Origin of the sequence: Streptomyces sp. NPDC055243 (genome assembly GCF_044544025.1) — a bacterium.
In the GTDB taxonomy this organism is placed as follows: domain Bacteria; phylum Actinomycetota; class Actinomycetes; order Streptomycetales; family Streptomycetaceae; genus Streptomyces.
Window position 1 is genome coordinate 13,997 of record NZ_JBITWR010000003.1, and the last position, 12,825, is coordinate 26,821.

Annotated in this window: 15 protein-coding genes; 7 read left to right on the forward strand and 8 right to left on the reverse strand. The window is 68.5% G+C overall.

Annotated features, from left to right (window positions below):
* Window position 1 precedes the first annotated feature (1 nt).
* Window positions 2-775, forward strand: a complete 774-nt coding sequence (locus ACIGXX_RS09795; RefSeq protein ID WP_361473313.1) for a TetR/AcrR family transcriptional regulator — start codon at window positions 2-4, stop codon at window positions 773-775.
* Here ACIGXX_RS09795 and ACIGXX_RS09800 read toward each other — a convergent pair.
* From ACIGXX_RS09800 to ACIGXX_RS09815, 4 genes are all read right to left on the reverse strand, one after another.
* Window positions 772-1,479, reverse strand: a complete 708-nt coding sequence (locus ACIGXX_RS09800; RefSeq protein WP_361473310.1) for a hypothetical protein — start codon at window positions 1,477-1,479, stop codon at window positions 772-774. The genes ACIGXX_RS09795 and ACIGXX_RS09800 overlap by 4 nt on opposite strands.
* Window positions 1,476-2,096: a hypothetical protein gene (locus ACIGXX_RS09805; protein WP_399974436.1), complete on the reverse strand. Its 621-nt coding sequence runs from the start codon at window positions 2,094-2,096 to the stop codon at window positions 1,476-1,478. The genes ACIGXX_RS09800 and ACIGXX_RS09805 overlap by 4 nt, the downstream gene beginning before the upstream one ends.
* Window positions 2,097-2,190: 94 nt before the next feature.
* The gene (locus ACIGXX_RS09810; RefSeq protein ID WP_399974439.1) at window positions 2,191-3,417 is read right to left on the reverse strand and encodes a putative T7SS-secreted protein; all 1,227 of its coding nucleotides are present in this window, start codon (window positions 3,415-3,417) and stop codon (window positions 2,191-2,193) included.
* On the reverse strand, window positions 3,414-3,740 hold the full coding sequence (locus ACIGXX_RS09815; protein WP_399974442.1) for a hypothetical protein: 327 nt from the start codon (window positions 3,738-3,740) through the stop codon (window positions 3,414-3,416). Before ACIGXX_RS09815 ends, ACIGXX_RS09810 begins: the two co-directional genes overlap by 4 nt.
* 350 nt (window positions 3,741-4,090) lie before the next feature.
* Here ACIGXX_RS09815 and ACIGXX_RS09820 point away from each other — a divergent pair, with 350 nt between their 5' ends.
* Window positions 4,091-4,726, forward strand: a complete 636-nt coding sequence (locus ACIGXX_RS09820) for an NADPH-dependent F420 reductase (protein ID WP_399974445.1) — start codon at window positions 4,091-4,093, stop codon at window positions 4,724-4,726.
* A gap of 136 nt (window positions 4,727-4,862) precedes the next feature.
* On the opposite strand, the gene ACIGXX_RS09825 is transcribed toward ACIGXX_RS09820, so the two are convergent.
* Window positions 4,863-5,579, reverse strand: a complete 717-nt coding sequence (locus tag ACIGXX_RS09825; protein WP_399974448.1) for a DUF4232 domain-containing protein — start codon at window positions 5,577-5,579, stop codon at window positions 4,863-4,865.
* A 237-nt stretch (window positions 5,580-5,816) separates the two neighbouring features.
* Here ACIGXX_RS09825 and ACIGXX_RS09830 point away from each other — a divergent pair, with 237 nt between their 5' ends.
* The gene (locus ACIGXX_RS09830) at window positions 5,817-6,593 is read left to right on the forward strand and encodes a hypothetical protein (RefSeq protein WP_399974451.1); all 777 of its coding nucleotides are present in this window, start codon (window positions 5,817-5,819) and stop codon (window positions 6,591-6,593) included.
* Between the two features lie 49 nt (window positions 6,594-6,642).
* Here the strand turns inward: ACIGXX_RS09830 and ACIGXX_RS09835 are convergent, their stop codons facing one another.
* Window positions 6,643-6,876, reverse strand: coding sequence for a DUF397 domain-containing protein (locus ACIGXX_RS09835; protein WP_366462737.1), 234 nt, complete (start codon window positions 6,874-6,876; stop codon window positions 6,643-6,645).
* A 209-nt stretch (window positions 6,877-7,085) separates the two neighbouring features.
* On the opposite strand from ACIGXX_RS09835, the gene ACIGXX_RS09840 reads away from it, so the two are divergent.
* Both ACIGXX_RS09840 and ACIGXX_RS09845 read left to right on the forward strand, forming a co-directional pair.
* Window positions 7,086-8,096, forward strand: a complete 1,011-nt coding sequence (locus ACIGXX_RS09840) for a bifunctional lytic transglycosylase/C40 family peptidase (RefSeq protein WP_351168335.1) — start codon at window positions 7,086-7,088, stop codon at window positions 8,094-8,096.
* Between the two features lie 298 nt (window positions 8,097-8,394).
* Window positions 8,395-9,090, forward strand: coding sequence for a phosphatase PAP2 family protein (locus tag ACIGXX_RS09845; RefSeq protein WP_351168337.1), 696 nt, complete (start codon window positions 8,395-8,397; stop codon window positions 9,088-9,090).
* A 421-nt stretch (window positions 9,091-9,511) separates the two neighbouring features.
* On the opposite strand, the gene ACIGXX_RS09850 is transcribed toward ACIGXX_RS09845, so the two are convergent.
* Both ACIGXX_RS09850 and ACIGXX_RS09855 read right to left on the reverse strand, forming a co-directional pair.
* Window positions 9,512-11,098 carry an FAD-binding oxidoreductase gene (locus ACIGXX_RS09850; protein WP_399974456.1) on the reverse strand — a complete coding sequence of 529 codons (1,587 nt, stop codon included), beginning with the start codon at window positions 11,096-11,098 and terminating at the stop codon, window positions 9,512-9,514.
* A 144-nt stretch (window positions 11,099-11,242) separates the two neighbouring features.
* The gene (locus tag ACIGXX_RS09855; RefSeq protein ID WP_351168341.1) at window positions 11,243-11,398 is read right to left on the reverse strand and encodes a hypothetical protein; all 156 of its coding nucleotides are present in this window, start codon (window positions 11,396-11,398) and stop codon (window positions 11,243-11,245) included.
* A 120-nt stretch (window positions 11,399-11,518) separates the two neighbouring features.
* Between ACIGXX_RS09855 and ACIGXX_RS09860 the strand changes: the two genes are divergently transcribed.
* Window positions 11,519-12,340, forward strand: a complete 822-nt coding sequence (locus ACIGXX_RS09860) for a hypothetical protein (RefSeq protein WP_351168343.1) — start codon at window positions 11,519-11,521, stop codon at window positions 12,338-12,340.
* A gap of 165 nt (window positions 12,341-12,505) precedes the next feature.
* Complete coding sequence (locus ACIGXX_RS09865; protein ID WP_351168345.1) at window positions 12,506-12,691, forward strand: hypothetical protein; 186 nt, start codon at window positions 12,506-12,508, stop codon at window positions 12,689-12,691.
* Window positions 12,692-12,825 lie beyond the last annotated feature (134 nt).

Here is a 12,825-nt window from a genome sequence, read left to right on the forward strand (position 1 = left end):
CGTGCGTGACGAAAACAAGGCTCGTTGCACGGTCTGCCGTGCCGGAATCAGCGCCGCGGGCAAGCGCGGCCGCCCCGCTCTCTACTGCTCCCGCAGCTGCCAGGCGAGGGCCTACCGACGCCGGAAGCGGCCGCCGGTCCCGGCGCCCGAGAGCCCGGCGCCCACGTCCGCCGCCCGGTCGCGCAGGCGGCGCCAGATCGCCGAGGCGGTGTGGCGCATCGCCGCCGAGCGGGGTCTGGACGCGGCGAGCATGCGGGAGATCGCGGCGGAGGCGGGGGTGTCGCTGAGGGTGGTCCAGTACCACTTCGGCAGCAAGCACCAGCTCATGGTCGCCGCCCTGCACATGCTCCACCGCGAGAACGAACGCCTGGCGAGGACCCGCGTCCACTACGACCCCGCGAACCTGCGAGGCGTACTGAGCGCGATGCTCGACGAGTTCCTGCCCCTGGACGCGCAACGGGCCATGGCGCTGAGGGTCTTCTCGGCCTACTACGCCCGCAGCCTCACCGACCCCGCCATCGCGGCGGTCTTCCTGAGCGACGACCACCCCTTGGAGGAGCTCGTCGCCAGCTTCATCGCCACGGCCCAGGAGAGCGGCCAGACGGCCCCCGGCCTGGACGCACAGCGTGAGGCGGACCTGCTGGTGGCCGCTGCGGTCGGCCTGGGCGGGGACGTACTCCACGAGCGCCGCACCCTGGACGACGTACGCGCCACGCTCGACTACCACCTGGCCAAGATCTTCACCCCGGCGACGGCAGGCGCTCCGGGAGGCTAGCTGCGCTCACCGGCCTTGATGATCGCTTCGGCCTCGAGCAGAGGGTCTTCGAAGCTGACGTTCTCGGCGATCTGGTGAATCAGGCTCCGGTACTCCGCACGCCGGTTCACGGCGGTGGTGCCCAGCGTGAGCACGACCAGGCGTTTGCCGTCCGGGTGGGGGAGGTGGGCGAAGACCTGGAGGACAGGGTCCTGGGGGAGGCCGGAGTCGGCGTTCGGGGTACGTACGAGCTCGCTGAACGAGGCGGGGCCGCAGGGCAGTTCGAGGTACTCGATGTTCGCGTGGCCCTCGGCGCCCGCGACGGCGCGGGCTGCGGTGATGGCGGGGGCGGCGGGGGCGATGTCTCGCCAGGAGAGGGTGAAGAGGGAGAACAGGAGGCCGCCGCTGTTCTCGCCTGTGTTGCTGCCGGATACGTCGTCGCGGTGCAGACCGATCGAGCAGCGGGTGGTACCGGCCTCGGCGAGAACGGCCAACAGCTGCTGCCCTCGTGCGAGCTGCACCAGGAACTGCTGGCGGGCGAGGTCGTCCCCGAAGGAGTCCAGGATCGGTGCGATGGCGTTGCGCAGAGCGTCGGATCCGGGGGAGTCGGGCGGGTGCAACAGGGCGCGGAGGGGAATCGCGGTGAAGCCTGCCGGTTCGGCGAACCAGAGATCGGCTTCGGGGTCATGGGCCGACTCGTCGAGAAGGAACCTGGGCGCGGTCACAGGGATTTCACCTTCGGTTTGCGCGGATCAACGTACGGGGTGAATCCGGCGCGACGACCGCGTTCCACGTCCTCGGCTGTGGCACCCCACTCTGTGGTGAGGGCTTGATCGGCCATCGCCAGACGCTGCCTGAGGATCTTGAAGTGACCGGGAGTTCGGCCACTCGGTGAGGGCGCGGCAACGATGCCGACCATGCGAGGGTCGCCGGCGAACCAGATCGTCTCGATGCGGGCTTTCAGCTGCGGCTTGGCCCGGGGCGCCATCCTGCGGTGCCACCAGCCCACACGGAGGTGGTTGGAGACGACGAGGGGGAGTTGCTGCTGGGGGTTGGCGGGGTTGGGAAACTCGAACCATCCGTGCTGAGCGCCCAGGATGTCGGGATAGTCGGTCAGGCCGTACGACACTCCTCGAAGGACCTGCCATGGGTATGCACGCAGGATGCGGAGCTTACGCATAGCGATAGGGAAGTACCCGAAGACTTGGACGAAGAGTCGCCAACTGCCGTAGATGGAGTATGGAATAAAAATCCATAGCACCCAGTCCCTGTCGATGGAAAGCCCGAGGAATGCGATCCAGACGCCGACCCACCCGATGAGCCCGGCCACGTTCTTGATCATGAGTAGGAACCAGGCGCGTCGTGTTGGCGGATGCTGCCATGCAGTGGGGTAGTCAGCAGGGTTCATCGGGGTTCTTCTTTCTGCAGCAGGATGTTTACGAGAAGGCGCGTGCGATGAACGGGATTCCTGGTACGTCGAGTAGGAGACGCCCCCCATCAACCCTGGTCGTCACCTCGGCCCTGCCTTCGTCGTCATCGAAGAACCCATAGCCAGAAGTCGCGAGGCCCATAGCGCCTGAAGTGACGGCTACGTTTTCGGCTGCCGTCTCGCTCGTAACCGCTGCTTTGATCAAAGGGTTTCCCAGTTGGATGACGTCCTTGCCCGCATCCAATGTCTGTGTGCCGTAGGTCGCCAACTTCTGTCCGAGGCTCATGGCCCCAGTTCCTGCACGCACCGCACGAGTGGCGACCCGGCCACCCTTAACGACGGCGCTGAGCCCGGGGGCTACCCCTACCGCGTCGGCTCCTACCGAGACCAGGTTTCCGAAGAAGTCAGCGTCGTACTCGTTTTTGGAGAAACCGTCCATCAGCGACTGCCGCACGACCGGATCCGAGATTCGGACCCCAAGCGCCGCACCACTTGCAGCTGAAGCCGCCAGCATTAGTGCGGCTGCTACTCCAAGGCCCAAAGGTGCAGTAGCCAAGATCGCTGCCAGGGCAAGCACCCCGGCAAGTGCGCTGAGGATGTCTGGAAGGTTCTCTTTGACCCATTCCCAGGCTTCTTCGAACGCGCCAGGCTCATGCGGCGCCAGTTTGTCCGTCGCGTCGCGGATCTTCTCCGCGCGGTACTTGGACCTCTCGCTGTGCTCGTTCTGCAGGCTTCGGGCCCTGCCCAGAATCCGGTCGAGTTCCGCCTGAGCTTCTTCTACCTTGCCGTCGGCGAGCTTCTGGGCCTTCTTCGCGTCTTCTTGTTTCTTGCCCTTCTTGTCCAGGTCGGGATCATCACCGGCGGTGTCGGCATCTCCCTTCGCGGCCTTCAAGGCTTCCCTGGCGTCCTTGGCCTTCCCGTTCAGATCCCTCGCCCGGCGCTGGAAGTCGTCCAGGTCGCCTTCCCAGCGCTCCAACTGCGTGGCGGCCTTCTCGATGGAGCGGGCGGCGTTCTTCAGATTGAGCGTCAGTGGCCCGTCTTTGATGGTCTCGCGGAAGGCTACTGCCGCATCACCCTCCCAATAGCTGCCGTCCATCAGCTTGGTGACGACCTTGCGGGTGTCGCGGAGGATGGTGACGCAGGTGCCCAGCTTCTTGTGGAGCTCCTTGACGGTGTCGCGGTTTCCAGGGGTCGGATCAAAGCCGAGATCCGGATAGGTGGAGGCACTCGTCACTTCGGCACCTCTACGATGTCGTCCTTGGTCTTTCCGGCCTTGTTCATCGCCTTCGCAAGTGCGGCTTCGACCTCCATGAAGGCGTCCTTGTTCTTCTCGATGATCTTGCTCAGATCCTCCGTCTGCTCACCGATCTGCTCCGCGCCGTACTTCCAGTCCCCCTGGAACTCCTCGCACGCCTTGTCGAGCTCATCCGTCCCCAGCCCGCCAACGGTCGCACCGGACAAGGCGCTTCGCAGGCCCCTCAAGGACGTGACTGATCCATCGAGCAGCTTCATGAATCCTTCGAGCTCGACCGCGTCGACTCTCAGCTTCTCGGCCATTCCTACCCCCGGGGTCGTCTGGTCGTGTCCACGCAGCCGGCGGTGGTGCGTGTCAGGGGCTTCACCGGCACTCCGGTGCCGCGTTCTCGCCGCGGTGGGGAGAGGGAGCCTGAGTCAACCGACGCTATCCATGGGGCCTGCTGTTTCGCGAGTGCGAAGTTTGCGGCAAAGGTGTCTGAAGCGGCGCCTATCGGGCAAAGCGTGGCGTGATGCGCATCCCGTACAGAGAGGGGGAGTGAGCGGCCGGGGTCATGGCTGGGCCTCGGGCTTCAGGGGTACGTCGACGGGCCGATACGACATAGGGCTCTGGCCCGATTCCCCTGCTCCCAGGGCTAGTTAGCTTCGTGTCCATGCGAATCGGATTGCTTGGAACCGGACATGTGGCGCGTGCGTTGGCGAGCGGCTGGGAGGCGGCGGGGCATGACGTCGTGCTGGGGTCGCGTGACCCGAAAGAGCGGGGTGATGCGGAGGAGTTGCAGAGGTTCACGGTCGTGGGGCTCGGGGAGGCCGCCGCTCACGGGGAGGTGTTGGTCAACGCCACGCCCGGAACGGAGTCGGTGGGGCTGCTGAAGGGGATCGGCGCTACCGCGCTGGCCGGGAAGGTGTTGGTCGACGTCGGTGTCGGGTTCACCGAGGGGATGGAGCTCTCCCATCCCAACTACAGCCTCAGCGAGGAGATTCAGGCCGCGTTTCCCGAGACGCCGGTGGTCAAGACGCTCGTCACCATGGACTCCGTGGTGATGACGAATCCGGGCAGCTTGGAGGAGCCCGGCATGGTCTTCCTGTCCGGTGACGACGCCGCCGCCAAGCAGACCGTGCGGCGGCTGCTCGGCGACCTGGGATGGCCGGATGCCTCCCAGTTGGATCTGGGAGGCATCGGGACCGCGCGCGGTCAGGAGCACGCCGCGCTGCTGTTCATAGGGGTGGGGGACGCGCTCGGCACGTACGGCTTCGGGTTCAAGGTGGTGCGGCCACGGGTCGCTTGAGCGCCCATGGCCGGCGACCCGTGCTTCTGGGCGGGCCGCCATCTCGCTGACGCGGCGTTCCCGCCGCCCGCAAGAAGGCCCCGGCGCGGCGGTCCGGGGGGACGCCGCGCCGGGGTTCGCGCCGTACTCGGTCGGGTCAGCCCGCCGGGGAGTCGCTGACCTTGCCCACCGGGTTGATCTCCAGCTTGGCCGGGGTGTCGGAGACCGGGAGGGTGCCCGCGGGCCAGTCGAGGGTCACGTGCTTGGTCTCGTTCGGGGGCGTGACGACGAGGCTGGTGATGCGGACGCCGGAGCCGCCGGTGTTGTTGTACGGGAACGTGATGTTGAAGGCGGCGGATTCGCCGTCCTTCAGGATGCTCTTGGCCGGGGGCTCTCCGTTGCGGTCCACGGAGAGGGTGTCGCCCGTGTTCGCGGTCAGATCGACTCCCGCGTAGCCGTTGATCGTGCAGTCGCGGCCGCCGCCGTTCTTGAAGACGACGGTGACGACGCCTTCCGTCTTGTCGGTGGTGTTGTCGGTCGCGTTCACTTCGAGCTCGTCCGTACGGCAGATGCCGACCTTGCCGTTGCTGTTGTCGCCGGTACCGGCGGACGTGCCCTGGGCGGCTTCGTCTCCGCCACCGCTTCCTCCGGAGGTCCCTTCGCCACCGCCGCCCGAGGCCTCCGCGCCGCCGGAGGCGTCTCCGGCGCCGGTGCCGGAGTCCTCGTTGCTGCCGCCCTTGTCCGCCGACGAGGAAGGCACGGTGGTCTTGCTGTCCGCCGCTCCCGCCGCGTTGTCGTCGCCGTTGCAGGCGGTGAGCGAGAGGGCCGCGACGAGGCCGATGACGGCTGCGACTGCCTTGCGGGTGTGCTTCATGGGTTCCCCCGGAGTAGTGCTGCTGTTCAGTGGTGATCACAGCTAAAGGGGGCGGTCCCGGCAGGGGCAAGGTACGCCGGGTCATCTGGGACGCTGGAATGGTTCCAGGGGTCTGACCTGCGAGAACATGCCTTGCCTGGGACAGCGGGGTGGGACGCGTACGGAGTGGTTTGATCATGGACATGCGGTTGATCTAGGGTCCCGGCGTCATTACTCGACGGGGGATCGGATCACACCATGCGTACGCGCTCCAGACTGGCCGCGGTCTTCGTGACGGCGGCGCTCGCCTTGACGGTTTCCGGGTGCGAGGGGGACGGGGAGGACGCGGGGGCCTCCGGCTCGGGGGCCGGGTCCGCCGCCGGGGTTGTCGCCGGCGGCGGGTCCGACACCGGCAAGGGGGCGGGCACCGACACCGGCACCGGGGACGCATCCGACTCCAGTGCCACTCCCGCTCCCAGCTCCAGTGCCACTCCCGGCGTGGGCTCGGACGAAGCGCCCGCTCGCAACGGCGGTACCAGCGGTGGGCCCGGAGTCCGCCAGAAGTGGATGCTCGAGAACCTGCCCCAGGCGGACACCGTCATGGCCGCGGGCGAGTACCTCCAGCGCTTCACCACTTGCGAGCGCTACAGCATCGATCCGTCGGACGAGCGCTACTACCCCATGGACGAGAAGTTCGACATGGGCTGGGGCGTGCAGTTCCGGGGCACGTGCGACGACGGCGGCGACGGCTGGATCCGGGTCTTCAAGACCAGCGACATGAAGCAGTTCCAGACGGCGTACAAGGCGGACGTCGCCGAGCGGATGAAGACGAGTGAGCTGGCCGGCGTGAAGGGCGGCTTCGCCATCGGCAAGGACTTCGCCGTGATCGCCCCGGACGACGACACGATCCGGGACCTGTCGGCCTCCGGGCTCCTGATCCTCAACTGCAACCCGAACTTCCAGCCGGTCGGGGACGTCTCCACGGCGCCCGCGCTGATCGACGGCTGCGTTCTGACGGACGAGTTCGTTCAGTAGACCAAGACCAGTAGACCAAGATCAGTAACCCAAGATCAGTGGGCCACGATCAGTGGCCCTCGACGAAGTGGTCGAACTCGCCCGCCTGTACGCCGAGTACGAAGGCGTCCCACTTGGCCCGGGTCGTGGTCACGACGTTCTCGGGGGCACTGGTCTCCCGCAGATGGACGGCGTCGTCCTGGCCGTACGCGAATTCGATCCAGGGGCCCGGGCCTTCCTCCCCTTCGGGGGCGGCGCGGATCCAGTCGAGGTCCGGGGGGATGCGGGGGGTGTCCTCGGGCATGCGGACGGTCCTTTCCGAGGGTGGGCGGGTGAGCGGGCGGGTGCCGGGTCGGAGCCTGGTGGGTGCCCGGTCGGAGGCGGACGGGCGCCGGGTGGGAGCCTTCCGCGCTGCCGACAACCGTAGCCGCGCCCTCGAGTTACGCCCCCCGGCTCCCGCACGCCTCTAGACTGAGGCACGGTGGACTCCCGCGCGGTGAGGGGTGGTTGACGGTGCGTAAGGCGTGGCTGGTCGCAGCCGTCGGCATCAGTGGGGCGATGAGCTTCATCGCCCTGCTCGTCGTGGGGACGTACATGGCCGCGGGAAGCATCGCGAACGGCGCCGGGCAGGGGAATGTCGGCCTCGCCAAGGGCGCCGTACCCAGTACCTACCAGCCCCTCGTGCAGAAGTGGGGCAATCTGTGCAAGGCGATCAACCCCGCGCTGCTCGCCGCCCAGCTGTACCAGGAGAGCGGCTTCAATCCGAACGCCAAGAGCCCGGCCAAGGCCCAGGGGATAGCGCAATTCATCCCGGGGACCTGGGCCACGCACGGGGTCGACGGTGACGGCGACGGCGACCGTGATGTGTGGGACCCGCAGGACGCCATCCCGTCCGCCGCCTCGTACGACTGCAAACTCGCCAGTTATGTGAAGGACGCCCCGGGAAGTCCGACGGAGAACATGCTCGCCGCGTACAACGCGGGTGCGTACGCCGTCATCAAGTACGGCGGCGTGCCGCCTTACAGCGAGACCCAGAATTACGTGAAGACCATCACGGACCTGGAGAAGAGCTTCGCCCGGCCCACCAGCAGGGTGCAGCCGTCACAACAGGCGGCAGGGGCCATCTACTACGCGCAGAAGAAGCTCGGCACGCTGTATCTGTGGGGTGGAAACGGAACCCCCGAGCAGGGCGGACGGTTCGACTGTTCCGGTCTTACGCTCGCCGCCTATCGGAGCGTGGACATCGATCTGCCGCGTGTCGCGAACGACCAGTACAACGCGGGACCGCATCCGAAACGGGACGAACTGCTCCCGGGTGACCTGGTGTTCTTCTCGGACGACCTCACCAATTCACGCGCCATCCGGCATGTCGGGATCTATGTCGGCGGGGGCTACATGATTAATGCCCCGCGGGCCGGTGCGGTGATCCGCTTCGACCCCATCGATACGCCGGATTATTTTGGCGCGACTCGCGTCACCGAGGACGGCGCGAATGCCGTGCCCGACAAGCGGTCCGCGGCCTGAGAGCCCGCGCGGACGCCGCTCGCGGAGCGCGTGCGCGGGGCGTGATGTGGCTTGAACTCTCCGTCAGTACACTTCTCTGAGCTGCGGCGATGAGTCTCTCTTCGATAACGTCTCAGTGATCATTCGGTGGAGAGTGGAACGTAGTGAAGGGGACCGTGCGTTCCCTTGACTGGAAGAGCGAGACCACCCGGTAGCGAGCGGCATTGACCACGCGGCAAGCAGCACTGGACCACGGGGGTTGATGGAAGGGCGCACGGCAAGGTGCGTCCGAGGCGAGGAGACAAGGGGCCGCAGCACCATGGCTGGACTCGACACAACCGGGTCGAACCCCGACGTCAGCCTGCTCTACGACATCAACGGCCTGGCGGAGGATTCGCCGGCCTTGCTGGCGAAGTCGATGGCATTCGTCGGCGAGTACGGATTGCTGGTCGCGCTTGTTCTGCTCGTCCTCTGGTGCTGGTGGGGCCAGCGAAAGCGGGGCGCGCTCGATGACGCCGCTTCGTCTGTCGCCGCTGTTGTCTGGGCGCCGTTGGCGGCCGGGATCGCTGTCCTGGTGAATGTGCCGATCCGTGGATTTGTCGAGCGTCGTCGGCCTTTCAAGGATCACGACGGGCTGGAACTCCTTGTGCACGGAAAGACCGACTTCTCCTTCGTGAGCGATCACGCGACGCTCGCGATGGCTCTCGGTGTCGGGCTTTTCGTGGCCAACCGGAAGTTCGGTCTCGTCGGCATCGCCCTCGCCTTGCTCGAAGGGTTCTGCCGGGTCTTTATGGGCGTGCACTATCCGACGGACGTCGTGGGCGGATTCGCGCTCGGGACGGCTGTCGTGCTGCTGCTCTCGCCGCTTGCGATGGCCGCGCTCACGCCTGTTGCCAAGGCTGTCGGGCGTTCGGGGCGGGGCGGGTGGCTGGTGTGGGCGAAGCCGGGGGAGGCTGTGGCGGAGTTGCCTCGGCGGGCGGCCTCCGGGCCGGATGAGCGGGATCTCGCGGCGTAGGGGGAGCAGTTGGCGCGGCTTCCGTCTCCGCTTCCGTCTGTGCTTCCGCCTCTGCGCGGCGGCGCTTCAGCAGCCACCAGCCGGTGCCGGCCGCTGCGGCGGTGACTCCTGCGGAGGCAATGGCCATGGGGCCTGCCTCGGGGTGCTCCGCCCGGGTGGTGGCGGCGTGGGCCGTGGGGGTGGCCAGGGCGAGGAGCGTGGCGGTGGCTGCGGCGGCCTTGGCTATTCGTGGGGTCATACCCCCAGAGCAGTCCCCTTCCGGGGAGTGGGCCACCTGAGGGCGTGTCGGGTGAGCTGTTCGGGTTGCGGGGGCCGCCGTCCGGGGTAAGGACTTTCCTCTTCCCGGCCCAGACCCCGTCCGGCGATGGAGGACGAACTCGGCGAAGCCGGTGATCGACGGCGCGCGGGGCTCTGGAGCCCGTTACAACGCCTGGGGGAAGTCGAAGAAGCGCTTCGGGTCGTACTGCTTCTTCAGCGCCTTCAGGCGTGGTGCCGCCGAACCGTAGTACGCCTCGCGCCAGTTGGTCAGGGTCGGGTCCGCGTAGTTCTGGTACGCCGCGCCGGACGCGTATCGGGCCATCGCTCCATGGGCCGTTTTGAGCCATGCCTGCGCCGGCTTTCCGGACGTGCCGGGGCGCCACGACGCGATGTACTGCGCCAGCATCCGCGAGCGGCGGTGCACGAAGGCCGTGGCCGTCGGGTCGACGCGGTTGATCGCGCCGCCGAGGGCGGTCAGCGCGATGCTGCCCGCGCTCGCGCCCGTCACGTTCTCCACCTGGGAGAGGAGTGCGCGGATGCCCGCCGCCGAGAGCGAGCGGTCGAAGAAGTCCGAACTCGCCGCGTACGTCTCGCGGTTCAGCGCCCCCTGCGGGCTCCGCCCCGGCGTCGCGCCGGGCAGGTGGCACTGGGCGTCCGCCGAGAAGGACGAGCAGCCCGCGTACACCTCCATCGACTCCTCGTACGAGCGCCGCTTGAGGGAGACGCTGCGGGCCGGGGCGCCTATCTTGTCCGCCAGGCGGTCCACCGCGTTCTGGAGTTCTCCGTACGTCCCAAGGGAGAAGCAGGCGACCGAGACCGTGGGCGTGCCGCCCGGCGTGTTCGCCAGGTGCGCCGACGACCAGATCTCGTCCGGCTGGTCGGGGCCCCACTCCTGCCACGCCTTGACGACCGCCGCCGCCTTCGACCAGGGCCAGGTCATGTAGGCCGAGACGCCCTGCGGGGCCGCGTGCGTGCGGAACCGGAGCTCCGTCACCACGCCGAAGTTGCCGTTGCCCGCGCCCCGCAGCGCCCAGAACAGGTCCTTGTTCTCGCTCCTGCTCGCCGTCAGCTGCTTGCCGTCGGCGGTGATGAGCGTCGCCGACGTCAGGCTGTCGCAGGTCAGGCCGTACGCCCGGGACACCACGCCATGGCCGCCGCCCAGCGTCAGGCCGGAGACGCCGACCGTCGGGCAGGAACCCGCCGGGATCGTCACGCCCTTCGCGGCCAGCGCGCGGTAGACGTCGATCAGCTTGGCGCCCGCGCCGACCGTGGCCGTCGAACCGCTGGCGCGCGTTTTGTTCAGCTTCGACACGTCGACGATGAGACGGCCGCTGCCGGACGACCAACCCCCGTAGGAGTGGCCGCCGTTGCGTATGGAGACCGGGACGTCGTGCGCGCGGGCGTAGGCCAGGGTCGTACGGATGTCGTCCGGGTTCGCCACGTACGCGACCGCCGTCGGCCTGAGGCTGTCGTAGCGCGTGTTGTAGAGCTGGCGGGCCGCCGCCCACTTCGCCTCTCCCGGCTTGACCAGGGTGCCGTCCAGGTCCTTGGCGAGGGCAGTGAGGTTCGCGGCGGCGGACGCGGCGGCGCTGGACGTGCGGATGGGGGTGCTGGAGCCCGGGGAGCCCGCGCTGCGGGAGGTCGTGCCCCCGCCGCCGCTCCCGCTGCCTCCGCCGGAACCGGTGCAGCCCGCGGCCGCGAACGCCGCCGTCGCCGCTGCCGCCGTGCTGATGAACGTACGTCGCTCCATGACCCGCCTCCCGTTGCTTCCCGGAGTACGAGACGGGCTGCGGGACCGGTGGGTTCCGGTGAGCGGCAAGGGGAGTTGTGCGGGATCGGCGCGGGGCCCGTGAGCGGGGGCCATGCGCGGGAGCCGTGAGCGGGGGCCTGCGGCCTACCCGTCCGCCATGTGGGATTCCGCGTCCGTGCGGGCCTTGCTGCGCGCTCTGCGGGCGGGGCCGCGCCAGCCGCAGCTGCACCGGGCCGCACAGAACCGGCCCTGTTCGACCGTCGTCGCGCGGTGGGGTTCGTCCTGTTGCTCCTGGGCCACGACTCCACCGTACCCACGCCAGGTGAACGCTCTTCCGCGTGACGGGTCAACGTACCGGTCGTTACACGGAACGACAGGGGGCTACAGCACCTCGCGGGAAGGCTTGGGGGTAGTCGGGCGATGGGTCAGCAGCACAGGCGCACAGGCGGGGCGGTCGTCACGGCCGCGGCGGTGGGTCTCATGGCCGTCGCCACGGGATGCTCGGGCGGCGGAGCGGCGGCCGACGACGGGCGCAGCGCCGCCGAGGACGCCGTCGACGTGGTGCGGGACTCCGCCGACGCCCTGGTCCGCGCGGGGAGTTCCAAGGCGCGTACGTCCATGGAGATGGCCAGCGGCGGGACCCGCGTGACCATCCGCGGGCACGGCTCGTACGACTTCGGGCGGCAGGTGGGGCGGTTCGTGGTGGTGCTGCCGAAGGATCCCGCCGGGGACGAGGAGCACCGCCCCATCACGGAGCTGATGGCGAGCGGCGCGCTCTACATGAAGAACCGGGGGGCCGGGGTGCCCGCCGACAAGTGGGTGCGGATCGACACGGCGTCCCTCTCGGACGGCAACCTGGTCACGGGCGGCGCCACCGATCCGCTGGCCGCGGCGGAGCTGCTGCGGGGTGTGCGCAAGGCGTCGTACGTCGGGGAGACGGCGGTGGCGGGCGTGAAGGTGCGGCACTACCGCGGGACGGCGGACCTGCCGAGCGCCGCGAAGGCGGCCTCCGAGGGGCAGCGGCGGGCCCTGGGGGCGGCGGCGAAAGGGTTCAGCAAGGGTGGGGTGCCGTTCGACGCGTACCTCGACGAGGAGGGGCGGCTGCGGAAGCTGCGGCAGCACTTCAGTGTCGCGAACGCGGAAGTGGCGTCGACCACGTTGTTGTACGACTTCGGGGTGCGGGTGGATGTGCGGTTGCCGGCGAGCGAGGACATCTTCGCGGGCAAGATCGCCGAGAAGTAGAGCGGCGGAAAGAGCGAAGCGGAGACGTAATCCCCGGGGAGTGGGGGTACCCGGCTAGTCGCGCCCGGGGGTGTGGAAATGGTCCGTCCGTGCCATGCGCGGTGTGTAGGCCGCTCCCTACTCTAGGAAGTCGGTACCGGCAGGAAGCAAGGTCAGGAAGAGGTGATGAACGTGGCTCTGGTGCGCGGTACGACTGTTCAGGACCACGTCGCCCTTGCCGAGATCGAGCTGTGCGGCGAACTCATCATCGCGGCGTCCGCCGCCGGTGAGGAGCGGTTGAGTGCCGACCGCATCGACGAGGTCCTGAACGTCTCCACCGACGCGGACCGCCCGGACGCCCCCGGGGACTAGCCCCGGGCCCCGCCTTCGCCTTCCGGCGGGGGCCTGCCCGCCTTCGCGGCGCGGCGTTGTGGGTGCCGAACGGCTCTGCCTGCCGCTTCGCGGCAACAAGACCGCCGCTTCGCGGCGGAGGTCTCCCACCCACC

Coding starts and splice junctions, on each gene's coding strand:
- ACIGXX_RS09805 (WP_399974436.1), bottom strand. CDS start 2,096: ATGATCAAGAACGTGGCCGGGCTCATCGGGTGGGTCGGCGTCTGGATC.
- ACIGXX_RS09815 (WP_399974442.1), bottom strand. CDS start 3,740: ATGGCCGAGAAGCTGAGAGTCGACGCGGTCGAGCTCGAAGGATTCATG.
- ACIGXX_RS09820 (WP_399974445.1), top strand. CDS start 4,091: ATGCGAATCGGATTGCTTGGAACCGGACATGTGGCGCGTGCGTTGGCG.
- ACIGXX_RS09825 (WP_399974448.1), bottom strand. CDS start 5,579: ATGAAGCACACCCGCAAGGCAGTCGCAGCCGTCATCGGCCTCGTCGCG.
- ACIGXX_RS09830 (WP_399974451.1), top strand. CDS start 5,817: ATGCGTACGCGCTCCAGACTGGCCGCGGTCTTCGTGACGGCGGCGCTC.
- ACIGXX_RS09835 (WP_366462737.1), bottom strand. CDS start 6,876: ATGCCCGAGGACACCCCCCGCATCCCCCCGGACCTCGACTGGATCCGC.
- ACIGXX_RS09845 (WP_351168337.1), top strand. CDS start 8,395: ATGGCTGGACTCGACACAACCGGGTCGAACCCCGACGTCAGCCTGCTC.
- ACIGXX_RS09850 (WP_399974456.1), bottom strand. CDS start 11,098: ATGGAGCGACGTACGTTCATCAGCACGGCGGCAGCGGCGACGGCGGCG.
- ACIGXX_RS09860 (WP_351168343.1), top strand. CDS start 11,519: ATGGGTCAGCAGCACAGGCGCACAGGCGGGGCGGTCGTCACGGCCGCG.
- ACIGXX_RS09865 (WP_351168345.1), top strand. CDS start 12,506: ATGAACGTGGCTCTGGTGCGCGGTACGACTGTTCAGGACCACGTCGCC.